Raw genomic sequence first — 16808 nt, 5'->3', positions numbered from 1 at the left:
ATGACCGACGCGGAGTTCCTGCTGGAGGAGTTTCTGGCCCTGCGCACGCCGGAGGGTCTCCGGGCGCAGCTGGTCGAGGGGGAGACCGTGGTCACGCCGCCGCCCGAGGGGGACCACGAACACTGCATGAGCCGCCTGGTCCGTCAGCTCGTCAAGCGATCACGGGTCGAGGTCCAGGTCTCGGGGCACAAGGGCTTGGTCCTGGGCGCGGCCCCCGGCGCCCCGAAGGACCACGTGATCCCCGACGGAACCGTCGTCCCCCTGGCCGGCCGGGCGTTCCGCGGCGCCCCGCCCTGGATGCCCTGCGACGGCGTGTCCCTCGTCCTCGAAGTCACCTCTCGTCGGCACCGCCCGGACCTCGACCGGGAGGCCAAGCGCCGGTGCTACGCGAGGGGCGCCATCCCCCTCTACCTCCTCGTGGACCGGGAAGAGCGCATGGTGACGCTGTTCGGGCGGCCGGAGGCCGGCGAGTACCCGCGACGGGACCTCGCCCCCTTCGGCAAGCCGCTCCTTCTCCCCGAACCCTTCGGGTTCGATCTGGACACCGCCGACCTCCACTGAATCGCCAGGTAGCATGGTCGGCACGGCAGACGAGCCGGGCGGGCGGCCGCGTGGGGATCCTCGGATCCTCCCGAGGAACGTCCGGGCTCCACAGGGCAAGGTGGTGGCTAACGGCCACCCGGGGTGACCCGCGGGACAGTGCCACAGAAAACAGACCGCCGGGGACCTCGGTCCTCGGTAAGGGTGAAACGGTGGTGTAAGAGACCACCAGCGCCTGAGGTGACTCAGGCGGCTCGGTAAACCCCACCCGGAGCAAGGTCAAAAGGGGACACCTCGGTGTCCCTGCGCGAACGTTCGAGGGCTGCCCGCCCGAGTTCGCGGGTAGACCGCACGAGGCCGGCGGCAACGCCGGTCCTAGATGGATGGCCGTCGCCCCGACGACCGCGAGGTCCCGGGGTACAGAACCCGGCGTACAGCCCGACTCGTCTGCCTCTCAGGGCTTCTGGCCAGCGGAAACACAGGTCAGAGGCCCTTTTTCGTGGGGCGGCGGACCTCGCCTCACCCCTGCGCTCACAGGGCATGGGCCGTAATCCCGGCAGAGTTGTCAGAGCGCCGGAGGCTTCCGATGCCTGCCGGTCCCGGGACCGAGCTTCGGTGACGCCTCAGGAGCGGCGGCAGACTCGGCGTGGGGAAACAGGATGCGCCGTGCTTCCGCGAGGTTCGCCGCGAAGCCGTGCGGCTCCCACAGGTGGCCGTTCCACCGCTGGATCGCACGGGGCGCATCGGGGTTCAGATGCGAAGCCCTCGGGCCGTCGCCGGTCACGAGGGGGACGGCGCGGAGCTGCCCGATCCTCGCGTCGCGACGCTCGGCCCACTGGGAGAGCGGTTCGTCGTCCATGTCCGGAGCGTAGTGGGTCAGGTGATCCGGTGTTCCCAGCGCAGGGAGGGCGCCTGGTCGATCCAGTACCGGTGGGCCGTGGGCGTCACGTGGAGCCGTACGGAGTCGATCTCCGGCGCCCCCGCATCCTGCCAGGCGACGAGGGAACGTTCCACGTCATCCCACAGGGCCACCGGACCGCCTTGGCGGACGGTCCAGTTCTCGCCGTCGACGAGGAACTCGGCGAACGACTCCTTCTCCGGATCGAACAGGTACCGCAAGGGCGATCCGTCCCCGCCCGTCGCGCGGACGAACTGAGCGCCGGGCGCCGCCAACTGCGCAAGGAAGGCGGGCATCCACTCCTCCAGGACATGAGGAGACACCTGAGTGCGCCGCTCACTGTCCGCGTACGCGGTCCGGGCGGAGAGATCGCCGGCCACGGGGGCCACTGCCTGGGCCCGCGCCTGCATGAAGGAGGAACGCCCGACGATCGAGCCTTCGGCGGTGCCGTCATCGCCGACGGCAAGTTTCGCGAGGCCGGTTCCCCACGGCCACGAGCCGACCGTGCCGAGGACAACGCCTCCGGGCCTCGTCTGCCTGATCCACGCGTATGGGATGCGGCGGACTGCGCAGGTGGCGATGACCCGGTCGTACGGTGCCCGGTACGGGTGGCCGAGGAGCCCGTCGCCCGTCACCGTCCACGTCGAGAAGCCGGCGGCTTCGAGAGCGGCATCGGCGCGTGCGGCCACCTGTGCGTCGAACCTCGACCGTGGCGACGTTGTCCTCGCCGAGGTAGTGACACATCAGGGCTGTGGAGTAGCCGGTGCCTGTGCCGATCTCCAGGACTCGGTGGCCCGTCACGAGGTCCAGGGTCTCGATCATGCCGACGACGGTGGCCGGGTCGGTCGAGGAGGACGTGGGCACGCCCACGACGGGTTCGTCGGCCTGGTCGGCGGTGAGGTGGCCGTCGAGCTGGGTGGTGAGGGTGTCGACGCTGTATGCGATCTTCAGCCACTCGTCCGGATTCGTGTCGGTGGCGGTGACGGGCCGCCAGGTCCGCCCCTCGTTCAGGAAGACTCCCGAGCGGAGGAACCGCTCGCGGGGGACGGACTCGACGGCCTCACGCAGCCAGGGGGATTTCAGGGCCCCTTCATTCACGAGAACGGTCGCCATGCGGCGTCGCTCGGATGACGGGTCGGTCATCGGTGATCTCCTTGTGCGAGTAGGTCGGCGAAGGCAGCGGACATCGGGAGGCCGGTCTCGGTCTCCAGCCACCCCCACTGTCCGTTGGGGTTCAGTTCCAGCCACCAGTAGTCCCCTGCGCGGTCGACCGCGAGGTCGAAGCTTCCCGATACCAGATCCAGTCGGTCCAGATAGGCATGCAGTCCCTTGGCCACCCGGTCGGGAAGGTGCTCCACGGTGTAGGTCAGGGCGCTGTAGTCCTTGCGCCAGTCCAGGAGGTCGGAGTCGATGCGTACGGCGAACGTATGCCGACCTACGAGCAGCACGCGAACGTCGGCGACCTTGTCCACGCGGGCCTGGAACAGGTGGGGCGCGACCCGAACGCTGTCGTCGATCTCGTCGGGGGTGACGGGGGCGGTCCATCCCGTCACCGGCACGCCATCACGCGTGTAGGGGGTCCATCGCAGCGTCTTGAAGATCGCCTGCCTCTGAGCCTGAACGAACTCGCGAGCCTCGTCCGGGTCGTTGGTGACAAGGGTGGGAGGGATGGTGAAGCCGAGTTGCTGGGCGAGAACGAGCTGCGCGGGTTTGTAGTCGGCTGCGGCAACGCGCAGGGGGTGGTTGACCCAGAGCGGGCCGCTCAGGGCGTAGAGGGTGCCACCGAATCCGTAGCGGACCTGCGCCGCCGCGAACCGGGAGTCATCAGCGGACAGGTGGGGAAACGCGGGCCATTCCGGGCGGCGCCAGTACACCGACCGGACCTGGGTCACATCAGCGGTTCTCGACGGGGTGCGCACCTGCCCGACCACCGGGGTCGGGCAGGTGCCGAACCGAGCCGAGACCGTGAGGTTTTCGCCGATGTCGGCGGGGTTGAACCGGACCACCGGCACATCGCGCCGGTTGAGTTCGGTGATCACCATGTCGGCGGTGATGTCGTCCGCCTCGGTGGCCACCAGAACCGGCCTCTCCTCGGTCATGGTCATCAGTCCTGCGTGCTGTCCTGATCGTGACCCTGGTCGTTCTGGGAGTCCGAGTTCGTCGTCGTGGAGGTCTCGGTGCCGGAGCTGGTGCCGTGCTTGCCCATCTCGACCACCTGCCCGACGCGGTCGCGGAACACCCCGAGCTGCGTCGTGGGGTCGATGGCGACCGTGGCGTGGGGTCGGCGGACGACCGTCGGGTAGGGCGCGAGTCGGCCCGCACCCCACGGCCGCGTGGGGGAGGGGAGTGCGACAGAGGTGGTCATGAGACTCCTTGTGTTGAAGGGTGTGGTGCGGGAATCCGTCTGCGCCAGGGGGCGCGGACGGCGATCTGCGGGCCGCGGCTCAGGGGCGGGCGGCCTGGATGTTGTCGGCCGCGGTCGTCCACTCGACTCCGGACGCGGGCCGGATGTGCGCGATGCGGACCGTGCCGTGGTTGTGGAGCTCGTGTGTGACGGCGACGAGCACACCCTCCCCGCGCGAGGCGATGTCACGGACACGCGTGTCCAGGAGCGGGTGATGCTCGTAGCCGTCGGAACCGACCGGGTTCACTCCTCCGGCTCCTGCCGGGCCTCGACGCGGCGCATGAACCTCTCCCAGCCGCCGGCCGCCCGTACCCGCAGAGCCCGGCTCGGCGCACCAGGCCGGGGCTCCGGCGGTGTGTACGTACGGCCACTGGCGCCAGGGTTCCTGCGGGGCAGTCCGGAGGTCGTCACGGGGTCGCTCCTCTCAGTGGGAGCCGCCCGGAGGGTCCTTCGGCCTCCGAGCGGCGTGTGACCAGTGAACGACGATCCGTTACCTTCTCCCAGAGCGGACCTCGCGCAATACCCAGGCGTTTTCCAGGCGTTGGCACGTGGCGGGTATGAGTGCGTGAAAGGGTTCTCGTGAGGGGAGACCTATGACGTCGAGGCGTAAGCACTTTGCGGAACGGCGCGCGGCCCGGGGTTACTCTCAGGAGGAATTCGCAGAAGCGCTCTCGGTGGCCGCGTCCACCGTGGTCCGTTGGGAAAGTGGTCGCGCCACCCCGCGTCCCCACCAACGGCCGAAGATCGCAGAGCTGTTGGGAGTGACCCTCCCCGAGCTGGAAGCCCTTCTCTCCGACGAACAGCCGGCCGAGACGGCCGGGCTCTCCGCTGCTCCACCCCTCCTCCATGGTGATGATGACGACATGAAGCGCCGCGAAGTCCTGGGCCTGCTCGCCGTTACGGGTGCGCTGGTCACTCTTCCCGATCACGGTGAGGCCGCCCGAGGGCGGGCAGTATCGACGCTCTTGGAGACAGGGGACGCCCTACACCGCAGCCTCTGGCAGGTCTACGCGCTATCAGACTCCAAGCAGGTCGTCTTCCCTGCGGTGCGCGCACAGCTCGATGTGATGGCGAAGGGGCTGACCGAGCCCCGTACTGCTGTGGAGCGGTCCCGATTGTGTCGGATGACGGCCGACGTCTACCAGCTCGTCGGTGAGCTGTTCTTCGACGCCAACAGGTACACCGATGCCGCGCAGTGCTACACACTGGCCGCCAATGCGGCCTACGCCGGTGGCGACCACGACCTGTGGGCCTGTGCCATGACCCGCCACGCGTACGTCGAGCTGTACGCGCGCCGCGCGCACGCTGCCCAACCCCTGCTTGCGGAAGCTTTCCGCATCGCCCGGAGGGGTGACGACACTCTCTCCACCCGTCATTGGGTCGCGGCCGTCCAGGCGCAGGCGTACGCGGCCGTGGGCGACCTCGACGCCTGCAGCCGGGCTCTTGACGAAGCTGAGAAAGTGCACGCCCTCGACGGCGCTCACTCCCACAACGGAGGCTGGCTCCGCTTCGACGGCTCCCGCCTGGCAGAGGAGCGAGGAGCCTGCTACCTCCAACTGGGCCGCCCTGATCTCGCCGAGGAAGCGCTCACCACGGCCCTTGCCCAGCCTCTGTCCCTGCGTCGCCGTGCCGCTGTTCTGAGCGACCTCGCCGTGCTTGGGGCGCACAGGCGGGACGTCGACCAGGTCGTGCACTACGCGGAGCAAGCACTCGGACTGGCCGACCGGTCGAATTCGGGATTCATCGGCAAGAAGCTGGACGGGCTTCGGGGGCGTCTTGCCCCGCTCATGTCCGATGACCGAGTCTCGACTCTTGATCACCGAATCGCGGCGCTTCCGCGCACCGCATGACGAGAGGGACACGCGCATGAATGACGGCCGGATCTTCCGCGAGGCGTGGATCGACGGTGTGAACAAGCACTACCCCGGCGAGCCCAAGCCCGGCTACGTCACGCCGTGGGACGAGACGCCCGAGTGGGAGCGCGAAGCCGCCACCGCCGTGTACGGGCAGGTGCGCGACTTCATCGAGGTCAGCGGCGGGCATGCGGCCCGGCTCACCCGTGAGCAGAAGGGTCGATTCGTCGCGATCTGTTGGACCGCCCAGATGTTCAGGCACTTCGAAGACCCGAAGCCCGGGTATGTTGCCGACTGGTCCGACCTGCCGGTCTGGCAGCGGGAGACGGACGCGGACATCTTCGAACGCATCGAAGGGACCGTCTGATCTCAGGAGCGGCGACGTCCTCGTCCGGGCCGATCCTCAGCTCTCGCAGCCCTTGATGTCGTCCTCGCACCCGTCCCCGGCCAGGTCGTCGGGGGAGACCGTGCTGAGCCGCCACAGGACGAGACCGGCCGCGGCGCCGCCCCCGTGCCCGGGCGAGGGTCAGGGTGACGGTGAGGTGGGTGGGTGCCTGGCAGGTGAGGGCGAGGGCGTAGGGGCGGTCGCCCTTGGCCCCGAAGGACTTGTGCAGGCCCTGCGCGAGGTTCTCCATGCCCTCGTCGACGCGCGAGGCGCCGTCGGACGCGGCGGCTTCCAGCGCCCGCGCGGCGCGGTGCGGGTACGGATCGGTCAACTGTCGCAGGCGATGCCGTCGTTGTCCCGGTCGAGGGCCGGGCGGTAGCCGGGCTCGCCGCGGCGGATGGGGGCGGCGCCGGCATCTCGGGCGGCGGTGCAGTTCTCGTAGTAGACGCTGCCGCCGTCGGAGCCGCCGGAGGACGAGCCGCCCGTCGTGGCGTCGTTGTCGTACGTGGGCTCGGGCTCGGGCGTGGGCGTCGGGGTGGGCTTGGGCTTGGGCTTGGGCTTGGGGGCCGGGTGGAGGCGGGTGTTCTCGGACTTCGGGCAGGGGGTGGCCGGGGCGGTCAGGGACAGCCGGGCCGTGGTGGTCGTCGGGGAGTCGATGAGCTCGCCCGGGGCCGGGGACTGGAAGCAGACGGTCCAGTCGTCGGTCGTGGCCGGGAGGGTGACGTCCGTGTAGGCGCTCGCCGGTTCGACCGAGGACAGGGCCAGCGGGGCCAGGACCGTGGACGCCTCCGCGAAGGTACGGGCGGTGACCCGCGGCATCGCCGGGTGCGCGCTCGGCGTCGGGCTCGGCGTCGCCGAAACCGTGGGCGTGGGGGTCGGGGTGGGCGTAGGAGTCGGCGTGGCCGAAGCCGCCGCCCCCGCGGCCCCCGGCTTCGCGTCGTCCTTCGGCGGGTCGCCGAGGAACGGCGCGAGGAACCACAGGCCGGCGAGGACCGTGGCGACGATCTTCGGGCCCCGGGCCCAACGGCTCAGCCAGGCAAGGGCGATGCCGCCGGGCGGGAAGACCACGAGCGCCGTGATGACCACCGCCGGATGCTGCCACCAGCGCCGCGCCGGCGGGGGCGGGGGCGCGTACGGGTACGCGTACGGGTTCGGCGGCGGTTGCGTCATGGCGGTGCTCCGTGGGTCGAGCGGAGGATCGAGCGCCGCTCAACATACACAGGGAACACACATTCTTCACCGTTTACTCATGAATTGGTGCTTCCGGTCCCAGCACCCGGCCCGCCACCCGCTCCACGTGCCCCTCGAACACCTCCCGCGCGTCCGGGGTCAGGGTCCGCAGGGCCACCATCGCCGTGATGATGACGTCGCACAGTTCGGCCTCGACGTCCTGCCAGGTGTGGGTCGTGCCCTTGCGGGGGTTCTGGCCCGTGGCGCCGATGACCGCCTGGGCCGTCTCGCCGACCTCCTCGGAGAGTTTGAGGACGCGCAGCAGCACCTCCTCGCCGCGCGGCAGGTTCTGATGGGTCGTGAGCCAGGTGTGGAGGCGGGCGATGGCGGTCCAGGCGTCTTCGGTCATGGCGGGCAGCCTGCCAGGTCCGGCCCGGTAGGGTGCGCGGATGAGGTTCGGGGGCAAGGGGAGCGACGGGCGGTTCGCGGGCGCGGTGCGCACGTTCGAGGCGGCCGTCCGGGCCGGCTCCCACGAGGTGCCCGCCGCCTTCGACGTCCTGCTCGCCGCCTTCCGTGACGCGCCGGACGCCGTCCTCCGCGACTGCGGTCCGCGGCTCGCCGCCCTGCTGCCCCTGCTCGGGCAGGGGCCCGACAGCACCGTCGCCGCGATGGTCGCCACCTGCGTGGAGCGCGGCGCCGATCCCGCGGCCTGCGCCGCGCCCGTGCTCGAACGGGCCCGGCAGGGCTTCGAGATGGCCGGGACGCTCGCCGAGCGCTGGATCGCGGACGGGCGGGGCGCCCTGCCCGGGCCGGACGGTGAGGGACTCCGCAACGCCGACTACGACACGTACGGCTACGGGCCGATCGTCGCCTGGCGTGCCCTCCCGTCCTTCGAGGCGGCGACCCTCACCCTGCTCCGGCACGCCGCCGTGCGCCGCGCCCTGGGCGCCGACCGGGACGCGCACCTCGCCGCCGTGGCCGGGTTCGGCGGCCGGTTCCGGCGGCTCGCCCACGCGTTCGCCGTCCTCGACGACGAGCCGGTCCTCGCCGTCCACCGCCCCACCGGCGCCCGGTTCGCGCTGCGCGCCTCCGGGCTCGGCGACAACTTCCAGCTGCACACCCTGCTCGCCCACGCCCTGATCGGCGGCGGGCACCTGCCCGGCCGGGCCCCGTCCCGTACCGCCGTCGCCTGCTGCCGGAACCGGGACGGGGCCGCACCCTTCACCGAGGTCTTCACCTTCTCCGGCGCCGACGGGGCACGGGTCGGGAACCGGGACCGGCTGGCGGATGTTCCGCTCCGGGACGGCGCCCGGTACCTCGTGCTCGACGACGTGCCCCGCCCCCGCACCTGGCAGGCCCGCCGGCTGCTCCCCGGGATCACCGGCGACCTCGTCCTCGAAGGCGTACGCGAACGCGTCCTGCCGCCGGAGGGCTGAACCCCCGGCCCGGTTCCGCCGTGACGGCGCCGCGTCGGCGCCCCTCCGGTGTACCGCTGGGACATGACGATTCCCGTGGAGCAGCTCGCCGACCCCGTCGTGCGCGCCTTCGTGACCGCCCTCAACGCCAATGACAAGGAGGCCTTCTTCGGCCTCCTCACCCCCGACGCGACCATGTCCGACGACGGTACGGAGCGGAACCTCCGCGACTGGACCGAGCGTGAGGTGTTCTCCTCCAACGGGCGCATGGAGGTCGAGGACGAGACCGACGGCGGCCGTACCCTCGTCGCCACCTACACCAACGACACCTGGGGTTCGATGCGCACCGCCTGGCGCTTCACCGTCGAGGGCGACAAGGTCGCCCGCTTCGAGACCGGCCAGGCCACCCCCTGATCCATCCCGTCGGGCGGGGTCCTCGGCCCCGCCCTCAGCCCCGCCCTCAGCCCCGCCCGATGTACGGCATCGCCGTCGCCATCACCGTCGCGAACTGCACGTTCGCCTCCAGCGGCAGCCCCGCCATGTGCACCACCGTCGCCGCCACGTCCGCCGCGTCCATCACCGGCTCCACCGCCACCTCGCCGTTGGCCTGCAGGATCCCGGTCTGCATCCGCGCCGTCATCTCCGTGGCCGCGTTGCCGATGTCGAGCTGACCGCAGGCGATCCGGTACGGACGTCCGTCGAGCGACAGCGACTTCGTCAGGCCCGTCATCGCGTGCTTCGTCGCCGTGTACGCGATCGAGTGCGGGCGCGGCACGTGCGCCGAGATGGAGCCGTTGTTGATGATGCGGCCGCCCTGCGGCGACTGCTCCTTCATCGTCCGGAACGCGGCCTGCGCGCACAGGAACGCGCCCGTCAGGTTGACGTCCACGACCGAGCGCCAGGTCTCGGGGTCCAGGTCCTCGACCGGGACGCCGCCGCCGGCGAACGTACCCGCGTTGTTGAAGAGCAGGTCGACCCGGCCGAACCGGTCGCGGGCCGCCTCGAAGAGGGCCGTCACCTGCCGAGGGTCCGTCACGTCCGTGGGCACGCACAGCGCCTCGCCGGGGGACGGGAAGGCCGCCGCCGTCTCCGCCAGCGGCTCCGCCCGGCGGCCCGCGAGCGCCACCGACCAGCCGGCCGCCGCGAGCGCCCGCGCCACGCTCCGCCCGATGCCCGAACCCGCGCCCGTCACCACCGCGACGCCCGCGCCGCCTGCCGTGTTCACGAGGCTGCCTGCTGTGCTCATGAGCGCGCAGCGTACGGCAGACCGGTGCTCCGTGAACTCATTCGTCCGACACGTGGATGTTCTGTACCCGACAACGTGAAGTCGTTCCGTCCCCCTGCAATCGGAAGCACCACATCCGTCAGGGGAGGGGACCATGACCGCCGCACCCACGTATGTCGACGAACTCCGCGCCGCCGCCCGCCACTTCAGCCGTCACCAGTTCGGCCGCCGCCGTTTCCTCACCACGACCGGCGCCGCCGCCGCGCTCGCCTTCTCCGTGCACCTCCCGGCCACCGGGACGGCCGCCGCCGCCGAACTCGACGCCCGCCGCATCACCGAGAACCCGTTCACCCTCGGTGTGGCGTCCGGCGACCCCCTGCCCGACTCCGTCCTCCTGTGGACCCGCCTCGCCCCCCGCCCGTACGAGGCCGGCGGCGGCCTGCCCACCGGCACCCGGGCCGCCGTCACCTGGGAACTCGCCCACGACGAGCGCTTCACCCGCGGCGTCCGGCGCGGCTCCGTCATCGCCCACCCCGAGTACGCCCACACCGTGCACGTCGAGGTCGCCGCCCTCGCCCCCGGCCGTCCGTACTTCTACCGCTTCCGCGCCGGCGACTGGACCAGCCCCGTCGGCCGCACCCGCACCGCGCCCCCGCCCGGCGCCCACAACACCCGCCTCAGCCTGGCCGCCGTCTCCTGCCAGGCCTACCCGGACGGCTACTTCACCGCCCACCGGCACCTCGCCCGGGAGGACGTCGACGTCGTCTTCCACCTCGGCGACTACATCTACGAGTACCCCGTCCCCTCCACCGCCGCCGACCGCGGCTATCCCGTCGGCACCCTCCCCGACGTCTTCAACCACGAGACCGTCACCCTGGAGGACTACCGGCTGCGCTACGCCCTCTACAAGGCGGACGCCGACCTGCAGGCCGCGCACGCCGCCCACCCCTTCGTCGTCACCTGGGACGACCACGAGACCGAGGACAACTACGCCGACGACATCCCGCAGAACGGGGTGCCGCCCGAGGAGTTCCTGATCCGCCGCGCCGCCGCCTACCGCGCGTACTGGGAGAACCAGCCGCTGCGCACCCCGCAGCGGCCCACCGGCCCCGACATGAGGCTCTACCGGCGCCTGCGGTTCGGCCGGCTCGCCCAGTTCGACGTCCTCGACACCCGCCAGTACCGCTCCGACCAGGCGTACGGCGACGGCTGGCAGCTCCCCGGCCCGCTCGTCGACGACCCGGCCCGCACCCTCACCGGCGCCACCCAGGAGCGCTGGCTGACCGACGGCTGGCGCGGCTCGCACGCACGGTGGAACGTGCTCCCGCAGCAGGTCATGTTCGCCGAGCGGCGCAACCCGACGACCCCCGCCCCCGCGTACAAGCTCTCCATGGACGCCTGGGACGGCTACCGGGCCTCCCGGCAGCGGGTCCTCGCCGGCGCGGCCGCGGCCGGCGTCGACAACCTGCTCGTCCTCACCGGCGACGTGCACGTCGCCTTCGCCATGGACATCAAGGCCGACCACCGCGACCCGGGCTCGCGCACCGTCGGCACCGAGATCGTCACCACGTCCATCTCCAGCGGCCGCAACGGCACCGACAAGCCGGCCAACCACGCCGCCCTCATGCAGGCCAACCCGCACATGAAGTTCTACAACGGGCGCCGCGGCTACGTGAAGGTCACGCTCGGCCTCGACAGCGCCCGCGCCGACTTCCGCACCGTCTCCGCCGTCACCACCCCGGGCGCCCCGCTCGCCACCGCCGCCTCCTTCGTCACGGAGGCCGGAAGGCCCGGTCTCACGCCCGCCTGACCCGCGTAACCTGGGACAGGTTTCAACGAAACGGAGCAGTCGATGCCGGAGAGCGGCCGGGCCCCCGCCCAGACCGAGGACCAGACCGAGGACCACATACGGCAGGGGATACCGCACGCGCCGGCCGCGACCGCCGCCCGGCGGGCCGGACTGCTCGTCACCCTCGTCCTCGGCGGGCTCACCGCCCTCCCGCCGCTCTCCATGGACATGTACCTGCCGGCCCTGCCGGAGGTCACCAGGTCCCTGCACTCCCCGGCCGCCACCGTCCAGCTCACCCTGACCGCCTGCCTCGCCGGCATGGCGCTCGGCCAGCTCGTTGTCGGCCCCATGAGCGACAAATGGGGCCGGCGGCGCCCGCTGCTCGTCGGCATGATCGTGTACGTCCTCGCCACCGCCGTCTGCGCGCTCGCCCCCACTGCCGAACTCCTCATCGGCTTTCGGCTGCTCCAGGGCCTGGCCGGCGCCGCCGGCATCGTCATCGCCCGCGCCGTCGTCCGCGACCTGTACGACGGCGTCGAGATGGCCCGCTTCTTCTCCACCCTCATGCTGATCTCCGGCGTCGCCCCGATCGTCGCCCCGCTCATCGGCGGCCAGATCCTGCGGATCACCGACTGGCGCGGCGTCTTCTACGTGCTCACCGTCATCGGCCTCGCCCTCACCCTGGTCGTGTGGCGCTTCCTGCACGAGACCCTGCCGCCCGAACGGCGCCACCCGGGCGGCGTCGGCGAGGCCCTGCGCACCATGCGCGGACTGCTCGCGGACCGCGTCTTCACCGGCTACATGCTGGCCGGCGGCCTCGCCTTCGCCGTGCTCTTCGCCTACATCAGCGCCTCGCCGTTCGTGGTGCAGGAGATCTACGGCGCCTCCCCGCAGACCTTCAGCCTGCTCTTCGGGCTCAACTCGATCGGCCTGGTCGCCGTCGGCCAGATCAACGGCAAACTGCTCGTCGGCCGGGTCAGCCTCGACAAGGCGCTCGGCCGGGGCCTCGGCATCATCCTGGTCGCCGCGACCGCGCTGCTCGTGATGACCAGTGGCGTCTTCGGCGACCCCGGCCTGGTGCCGGTCGCCGCCGGGCTCTTCGTCCTCATGTCGGCGATGGGCCTCGTCCTGCCCAACACCAACGCCCAGGCCCTCATGCGCACCCCGCACGCCGCCGGCTCCGCCTCCGCGCTGCTCGGCACCTCCTCCTTCCTCATCGGCGCCGTCGCCTCCCCGCTCGTCGGCATCGCCGGCGAGACCACCGCCGTGCCGATGGCGGTCGTCCAGGTGAGCTGCGCCGTCGCCGCCCTCGGCTGCTTCCTCCTGATGTGCCGCCCCTGGCGCGCCGCGCCGGCGAAGTGACCGCCCCGGTGTGACGGTCCGGGTCGGCGTGGCGCGCGGTGCACGGGGACGGGGTCGGGGCCGCGCCCCCGGCTCGCGCCGTCGGCTCGCGCCGTCGGCTCGCGCCGGCGGCTCGCGCCGGCGAACTAGAATGTCGCGGTGAACGCCTCCGCCCCCTCCGCCGACACCCTGCGCGCCGCGCTCGGCGCCGTACTCGACGGGCTGCCGCCGCGGCAGGCCGCGCAGGCCGTCGAGCGGCTGATCGCCAACTACCGCGGGGCGACCCAGACGCACGCGCCGGTGCTGCGCGACCGGTCCGATGTCGCCGCGTACGCCGCGTACCGGATGCCCGCCACCTTCGAGGCGGTACGGGCCGCGCTGTACGCCCTCGCGGACGCCGCGCCCGACTGGACGCCCGCCACCCACACCGATGTCGGCGGCGGCACGGGCGCCGCGAGCTGGGCGGTCGCGGAGGCCTGGGAGGGCGCCGCCCGCACCACCGTGCTCGACTGGGCCGAGCCGGCCCTCGCGATCGGCGAGGAGCTGGCCGGGGGCGTGTTCGAGGCCGAGTGGCGGCGCGAGCGCATCGGCTCGGCCCTGAAGCTCGCCGAGACCGACCTGGTGACCGTCTCGTACGTCCTCAACGAGCTCACCGAAGCGGACCGCACCGCGCTCGTCACCGAGGCCGCCCGCGCCGCGCGGGCCGTGGTGATCGTCGAGGCCGGCACGCCCGACGGCTACGAGCGGATCATCGCCGCCCGCACCCTCCTCGTCGAGGCCGGTTTCACCGTCGCCGCGCCCTGCCCGCACAGCGGCGCCTGCCCGATCGTGCCGGGCAGCGACTGGTGCCACTTCGCGGCCCGGGTCAGCCGGTCCTCGCTGCACCGCAAGGTGAAGGGCGGCTCGCTGCCGTACGAGGACGAGAAGTACGCGTACGTCGCCGCCACCCGCTTCCCCGTCACCCCGGCCCCGTCCCGGGTGACCCGCAAGCCGCAGATCCGCAAGGGCCAGGTGCTCCTGGAGCTGTGCGGGCCGGACGGGCTCGGCAGGGAGACGGTCACCAAGCGGCACGGTGCGCTGTACAAGGAGGCCAGGGACGCGGACTGGGGCGACCCCTGGCCCCCGGAGACCGACGAGGACTGAGCGCGAGGACTGAGGGTGAGGGCTGAGGGCGAGGACCGAGCGCTAGACCGCGGCCCGCAGCTCCTGCGTGCAGCACTTGACGCTGCCGCCGCCCTTGAGCAGCTCGCCCAGGTCCATCCCGACCGGCTCGAAGCCGCGCTCCCGCAGCGGCTCGAACAGGCCCACCGCCGCTTGCGGAAGCAGCACGTGCCGGCCGTCGCTCACCGCGTTCAGACCGAGCACGGCGGCGTCCTCGGCGCCCACGAGCAGGGCGTCCGGGAACAGGCGCTTCAGGACGGCGCGGCTGCCGGGGGAGAAGGCGTCCGGGAAGTACATGAGCTCGTCCCGGGCGTCGTCCAGGACGCTCAGCGCGGTGTCCAGGTGGTAGTAGCGCGGGTCCACCAGCTCCAGGCCGATCACCGGACGCCCGAAGAACTCCTGGGCCTCGTCGTGCGAGAGCGGGCTGGAACGGAAGCCCCGGCCGGCCAGGATCCACGAGGCGGTCACGGCGAAGTCGCCCTCGCCCTCGTTGACGTGCTCCGGCACCCGGAGGTCCGCCTCCGGACAACCGTTTCGCCGGAACCAGTCCAGGTGCGCCGCCGCCTCGCCGGACCGCTCCGGATGGGCGAACCGCGCCCCGAGCACCCGGCCGTCCACCACGGTCGCGCCGTTCGCGGCGTAGACCATGTCGGGCAGGCCCGGGACGGGGTCGAGGAGCTCGACGGTGTGGCCGAGCGCGCGGTAGCGGTCGCGCAGGTCCTCCCACTGCGCGAGCGCCAGGCGCAGGTCGACCGGCTTCGTCGGATCCATCCAGGGGTTGATGGAGTACGTCACCTCGAAGTGCGTGGGTGGGCACATGAGGTAGCGGCGGGGCGAGGGCTCACGCGGAGTGGTGCGCAAAGAGGGCTCCTCTGCTGTACGAGGTGCTGATCGGCGAGCGCTGATCTGTGAGCCCATGGTGCGCTTTCGGGGCGTCCCGCGCAGTGGACCGTTCGGGTGGTTCGGATGAAGATCAACCGACGAGACGACGCGTCTCGTCGACTGCTAGATTGGACGCATGTCCGACACCGAGACCTCCGACGCCAAGGCCCCTGACGCCAAGGTCCCCGACCCGAAGGCTCCCGACGCCTCCAGGCGCAGCGAGCGCTCCCGGCGCGCCATCTACGCCGCCGCCCTCGCCCTCGTCGCCGAGCACGGCTACGCCAGGACCACCGTCGAGGGCATCGCCGCCCGCGCCGGAGTCGGCAAGCAGACCATCTACCGCTGGTGGCCCGCCAACTCCAAGGCCGCCGTCCTCCTGGAGGCCTTCCTCGACCTCGCCGAGGAGGCGGCCGGCGGCCCCGCCGGAAGTGAGATCCCCGACACCGGCGACCTCGCCGCCGACCTCAAGGCCGTGCTCCGCGCCACCGTCGACGAGCTCAACGACCCCGCCTTCGACCGGACCGCCCGCGCGCTCGCCGCCGAGGGGATCGTCGACCCGGACCTCGGCGCCGAGTTCACCGCCCGGCTCCTGGAACCCCAGCTGGGCCTGTACGAGCGCCGCATCGAGGCCGCCCGGGCGGCCGGCCTGGTCGACCCCGCCGCCGACCCCCGCATCGCCCTGGAGCTCCTGGTCGGCCCCCTCCACCACCGCTGGCTGAACCGCACCCTGCCGCTCACCCACGCCTACGCCGACGCCCTCGTCGACCTCGTGCTGCGCGGGCTGCTCGTCCGTAAATGAGACCCCGGTTCCCGACTCCGGTCACCCGGGGCGCAGGATGGTGGGACCATGGAGTGCCGACCGGGTGAACTCCGGGCGGGCGCCGGACGACCACCGGGCGAGCATGCGTGTGACCACGAGCGTGACCATGAGTGTGAGGGGATAGATGGGCGACGGCATCGGCCGCTACCGCGGCACGGAGAGCAGACTCGCGCAGTGGTTCCGCAGGCGCTCCAAGCCCAAGCCCTCGGCGGCCGAGCTGGAGAACGGACGCGAGAAGTCGCTCCTGGCCGTCGCCGCCGCGGGAATGCCCGTCGCGCCCGCCGCCTACCCCGTCGGATACCGCTGTTCCTGCGAGCGGATCGGCTGTCCCACCCCCGCCCGGCACCCCGTCTCCTTCGCCTGGCAGACCCAGTCGACCACCGACCGCGCCCAGATCGAGCGCTGGGCCAAGGGCCACCCCGAGGCGAACTTCATCACCGCCACCGGCATGGTCCACGACGTGCTCGACGTGCCGCTCGCCGCCGGCCGGGCAGCCCTGGAGCGGCTGCTCGCCGAGGGCGCCGAGGTCGGCCCGGTGTCCGTCTCCGAGGCCGCCGAGGACCGGCCCGACGCGGGCCGCATGTACTTCTTCACCGCCACCCGCGGCACCCCCGAGGACGAGGACGAGTGGTGGCCCTGCGAGCTGGACTGCCACCCCGAGACCATGGACGAGCACCCCGGCCTGCGCTGGCACTGCCGCGGCTCCTACGTCCTCGTGCCGCCGTCCCGGCTCCCGGGTGACGAGGGCAGCCAGCCCGTCCTGTCCTGGCTGCGCGGTCCCGAGCACGCGCTGCCCGAGCCGCTGAACCTCCTGGAGGCGCTCACCGACGCCTGCGCCCGGCACGCCGCCGAGCGGGCGGAGCAGGGCGAGTCGGCCGACCACGAGATCGCCTGGCGCTGAGCCGGGTCCTGCCCGGCAGGGCGC

At 72.2% G+C, this 16808-nt stretch carries 19 protein-coding genes, 1 other RNA gene and 1 pseudogene; 11 read left to right on the top strand and 10 right to left on the bottom strand.

Annotated features, from left to right (window positions below):
* Together KV205_RS03185 and rnpB are read left to right on the top strand one after the other, a co-directional pair.
* Window positions 1-561 (top strand): Uma2 family endonuclease, encoded by a 561-nt coding sequence (locus tag KV205_RS03185; RefSeq protein WP_265861974.1) that lies wholly within the window; start codon window positions 1-3, stop codon window positions 559-561.
* A gap of 30 nt (window positions 562-591) precedes the next feature.
* An RNA gene (rnpB, locus tag KV205_RS03180) (RNase P RNA component class A) lies at window positions 592-990 on the top strand.
* Between the two features lie 115 nt (window positions 991-1105).
* On the opposite strand, the gene KV205_RS03175 is transcribed toward rnpB, so the two are convergent.
* The 6 genes and pseudogenes from KV205_RS03175 to KV205_RS03150 all read right to left on the bottom strand — a co-directional run bounded on the left by KV205_RS03175 (window position 1106) and on the right by KV205_RS03150 (window position 4253).
* On the bottom strand, window positions 1106-1399 hold the full coding sequence (locus tag KV205_RS03175; protein ID WP_265861972.1) for a DUF6087 family protein: 294 nt from the start codon (window positions 1397-1399) through the stop codon (window positions 1106-1108).
* Between the two features lie 17 nt (window positions 1400-1416).
* Window positions 1417-2581 (bottom strand): annotated as a pseudogene (gene tgmC / locus KV205_RS03170) (ATP-grasp peptide maturase system methyltransferase).
* Window positions 2578-3537 carry an ATP-grasp ribosomal peptide maturase gene (gene tgmB, locus KV205_RS03165; RefSeq protein WP_265862704.1) on the bottom strand — a complete coding sequence of 320 codons (960 nt, stop codon included), beginning with the start codon at window positions 3535-3537 and terminating at the stop codon, window positions 2578-2580. The pseudogene tgmC and the gene tgmB overlap by 4 nt, the downstream one beginning before the upstream one ends.
* 5 nt (window positions 3538-3542) lie before the next feature.
* Window positions 3543-3803 carry a putative ATP-grasp-modified RiPP gene (tgmA, locus tag KV205_RS03160; protein ID WP_265861970.1) on the bottom strand — a complete coding sequence of 87 codons (261 nt, stop codon included), beginning with the start codon at window positions 3801-3803 and terminating at the stop codon, window positions 3543-3545.
* 79 nt (window positions 3804-3882) lie between these two features.
* Entirely contained in the window at window positions 3883-4089 is a 207-nt protein-coding gene (locus tag KV205_RS03155; RefSeq protein ID WP_265861968.1) for a hypothetical protein, read from the bottom strand.
* The gene (locus tag KV205_RS03150; protein WP_175439062.1) at window positions 4086-4253 is read right to left on the bottom strand and encodes a hypothetical protein; all 168 of its coding nucleotides are present in this window, start codon (window positions 4251-4253) and stop codon (window positions 4086-4088) included. The genes KV205_RS03155 and KV205_RS03150 overlap by 4 nt, the downstream gene beginning before the upstream one ends.
* A gap of 182 nt (window positions 4254-4435) precedes the next feature.
* On the opposite strand from KV205_RS03150, the gene KV205_RS03145 reads away from it, so the two are divergent.
* Both KV205_RS03145 and KV205_RS03140 read left to right on the top strand, forming a co-directional pair.
* Window positions 4436-5692: a helix-turn-helix domain-containing protein gene (locus KV205_RS03145; RefSeq protein WP_265861965.1), complete on the top strand. Its 1257-nt coding sequence runs from the start codon at window positions 4436-4438 to the stop codon at window positions 5690-5692.
* A 16-nt stretch (window positions 5693-5708) separates the two neighbouring features.
* Window positions 5709-6062: a hypothetical protein gene (locus KV205_RS03140; protein WP_265861963.1), complete on the top strand. Its 354-nt coding sequence runs from the start codon at window positions 5709-5711 to the stop codon at window positions 6060-6062.
* A 345-nt stretch (window positions 6063-6407) separates the two neighbouring features.
* Here the strand turns inward: KV205_RS03140 and KV205_RS36490 are convergent, their stop codons facing one another.
* Window positions 6408-7250 carry an excalibur calcium-binding domain-containing protein gene (locus tag KV205_RS36490; RefSeq protein ID WP_374214610.1) on the bottom strand — a complete coding sequence of 281 codons (843 nt, stop codon included), beginning with the start codon at window positions 7248-7250 and terminating at the stop codon, window positions 6408-6410.
* A 73-nt stretch (window positions 7251-7323) separates the two neighbouring features.
* Window positions 7324-7659 carry a MazG-like family protein gene (locus tag KV205_RS03130; protein ID WP_265861961.1) on the bottom strand — a complete coding sequence of 112 codons (336 nt, stop codon included), beginning with the start codon at window positions 7657-7659 and terminating at the stop codon, window positions 7324-7326.
* A 40-nt stretch (window positions 7660-7699) separates the two neighbouring features.
* On the opposite strand from KV205_RS03130, the gene KV205_RS03125 reads away from it, so the two are divergent.
* Together KV205_RS03125 and KV205_RS03120 are read left to right on the top strand one after the other, a co-directional pair.
* The gene (locus KV205_RS03125; protein ID WP_265861960.1) at window positions 7700-8686 is read left to right on the top strand and encodes a hypothetical protein; all 987 of its coding nucleotides are present in this window, start codon (window positions 7700-7702) and stop codon (window positions 8684-8686) included.
* 63 nt (window positions 8687-8749) lie between these two features.
* Complete coding sequence (locus KV205_RS03120; protein WP_265861958.1) at window positions 8750-9079, top strand: nuclear transport factor 2 family protein; 330 nt, start codon at window positions 8750-8752, stop codon at window positions 9077-9079.
* 46 nt (window positions 9080-9125) lie between these two features.
* Here the strand turns inward: KV205_RS03120 and KV205_RS03115 are convergent, their stop codons facing one another.
* On the bottom strand, window positions 9126-9911 hold the full coding sequence (locus KV205_RS03115) for an SDR family oxidoreductase (RefSeq protein WP_265861956.1): 786 nt from the start codon (window positions 9909-9911) through the stop codon (window positions 9126-9128).
* 133 nt (window positions 9912-10044) lie between these two features.
* Here KV205_RS03115 and KV205_RS03110 point away from each other — a divergent pair, with 133 nt between their 5' ends.
* From KV205_RS03110 to KV205_RS03100, 3 genes are all read left to right on the top strand, one after another.
* Window positions 10045-11700, top strand: coding sequence for an alkaline phosphatase (locus tag KV205_RS03110; RefSeq protein ID WP_265861955.1), 1656 nt, complete (start codon window positions 10045-10047; stop codon window positions 11698-11700).
* Between the two features lie 42 nt (window positions 11701-11742).
* Complete coding sequence (locus KV205_RS03105; protein WP_265861954.1) at window positions 11743-13041, top strand: Bcr/CflA family multidrug efflux MFS transporter; 1299 nt, start codon at window positions 11743-11745, stop codon at window positions 13039-13041.
* 138 nt (window positions 13042-13179) lie between these two features.
* Window positions 13180-14163, top strand: a complete 984-nt coding sequence (locus tag KV205_RS03100) for a small ribosomal subunit Rsm22 family protein (RefSeq protein WP_265861952.1) — start codon at window positions 13180-13182, stop codon at window positions 14161-14163.
* A gap of 42 nt (window positions 14164-14205) precedes the next feature.
* Here KV205_RS03100 and ddaH read toward each other — a convergent pair whose 3' ends face one another.
* The gene (gene ddaH, locus KV205_RS03095) at window positions 14206-15042 is read right to left on the bottom strand and encodes a dimethylargininase (protein ID WP_374214609.1); all 837 of its coding nucleotides are present in this window, start codon (window positions 15040-15042) and stop codon (window positions 14206-14208) included.
* Between the two features lie 157 nt (window positions 15043-15199).
* Here ddaH and KV205_RS03090 point away from each other — a divergent pair, with 157 nt between their 5' ends.
* Window positions 15200-15862: a TetR/AcrR family transcriptional regulator gene (locus tag KV205_RS03090; protein WP_265861951.1), complete on the top strand. Its 663-nt coding sequence runs from the start codon at window positions 15200-15202 to the stop codon at window positions 15860-15862.
* A 145-nt stretch (window positions 15863-16007) separates the two neighbouring features.
* On the top strand, window positions 16008-16784 hold the full coding sequence (locus KV205_RS03085) for a bifunctional DNA primase/polymerase (RefSeq protein WP_265861949.1): 777 nt from the start codon (window positions 16008-16010) through the stop codon (window positions 16782-16784).
* Window positions 16785-16808 lie beyond the last annotated feature (24 nt).

Source organism: Streptomyces sp. SKN60, from assembly GCF_026236535.1.
Lineage (GTDB): Bacteria > Actinomycetota > Actinomycetes > Streptomycetales > Streptomycetaceae > Streptomyces.
This window is presented reverse-complemented; position numbering and strand designations above follow the sequence as displayed.

Bases quoted from the DNA above. Each gene is read 5' to 3' on its own strand.
- KV205_RS03090 (WP_265861951.1), top strand. From the start codon at position 15,200: ATGTCCGACACCGAGACCTCCGACGCCAAGGCCCCTGACGCCAAGGTC.
- KV205_RS03110 (WP_265861955.1), top strand. From the start codon at position 10,045: ATGACCGCCGCACCCACGTATGTCGACGAACTCCGCGCCGCCGCCCGC.
- KV205_RS03115 (WP_265861956.1), bottom strand. From the start codon at position 9,911: ATGAGCACAGCAGGCAGCCTCGTGAACACGGCAGGCGGCGCGGGCGTC.
- KV205_RS03105 (WP_265861954.1), top strand. From the start codon at position 11,743: ATGCCGGAGAGCGGCCGGGCCCCCGCCCAGACCGAGGACCAGACCGAG.
- KV205_RS03145 (WP_265861965.1), top strand. From the start codon at position 4,436: ATGACGTCGAGGCGTAAGCACTTTGCGGAACGGCGCGCGGCCCGGGGT.
- KV205_RS03125 (WP_265861960.1), top strand. From the start codon at position 7,700: ATGAGGTTCGGGGGCAAGGGGAGCGACGGGCGGTTCGCGGGCGCGGTG.
- tgmA (WP_265861970.1), bottom strand. From the start codon at position 3,803: ATGACCACCTCTGTCGCACTCCCCTCCCCCACGCGGCCGTGGGGTGCG.
- KV205_RS03175 (WP_265861972.1), bottom strand. From the start codon at position 1,399: ATGGACGACGAACCGCTCTCCCAGTGGGCCGAGCGTCGCGACGCGAGG.
- KV205_RS36490 (WP_374214610.1), bottom strand. From the start codon at position 7,250: ATGACGCAACCGCCGCCGAACCCGTACGCGTACCCGTACGCGCCCCCG.
- KV205_RS03130 (WP_265861961.1), bottom strand. From the start codon at position 7,659: ATGACCGAAGACGCCTGGACCGCCATCGCCCGCCTCCACACCTGGCTC.
- KV205_RS03085 (WP_265861949.1), top strand. From the start codon at position 16,008: ATGGGCGACGGCATCGGCCGCTACCGCGGCACGGAGAGCAGACTCGCG.
- tgmB (WP_265862704.1), bottom strand. From the start codon at position 3,537: ATGACCGAGGAGAGGCCGGTTCTGGTGGCCACCGAGGCGGACGACATC.
- KV205_RS03185 (WP_265861974.1), top strand. From the start codon at position 1: ATGACCGACGCGGAGTTCCTGCTGGAGGAGTTTCTGGCCCTGCGCACG.
- KV205_RS03140 (WP_265861963.1), top strand. From the start codon at position 5,709: ATGAATGACGGCCGGATCTTCCGCGAGGCGTGGATCGACGGTGTGAAC.
- KV205_RS03120 (WP_265861958.1), top strand. From the start codon at position 8,750: ATGACGATTCCCGTGGAGCAGCTCGCCGACCCCGTCGTGCGCGCCTTC.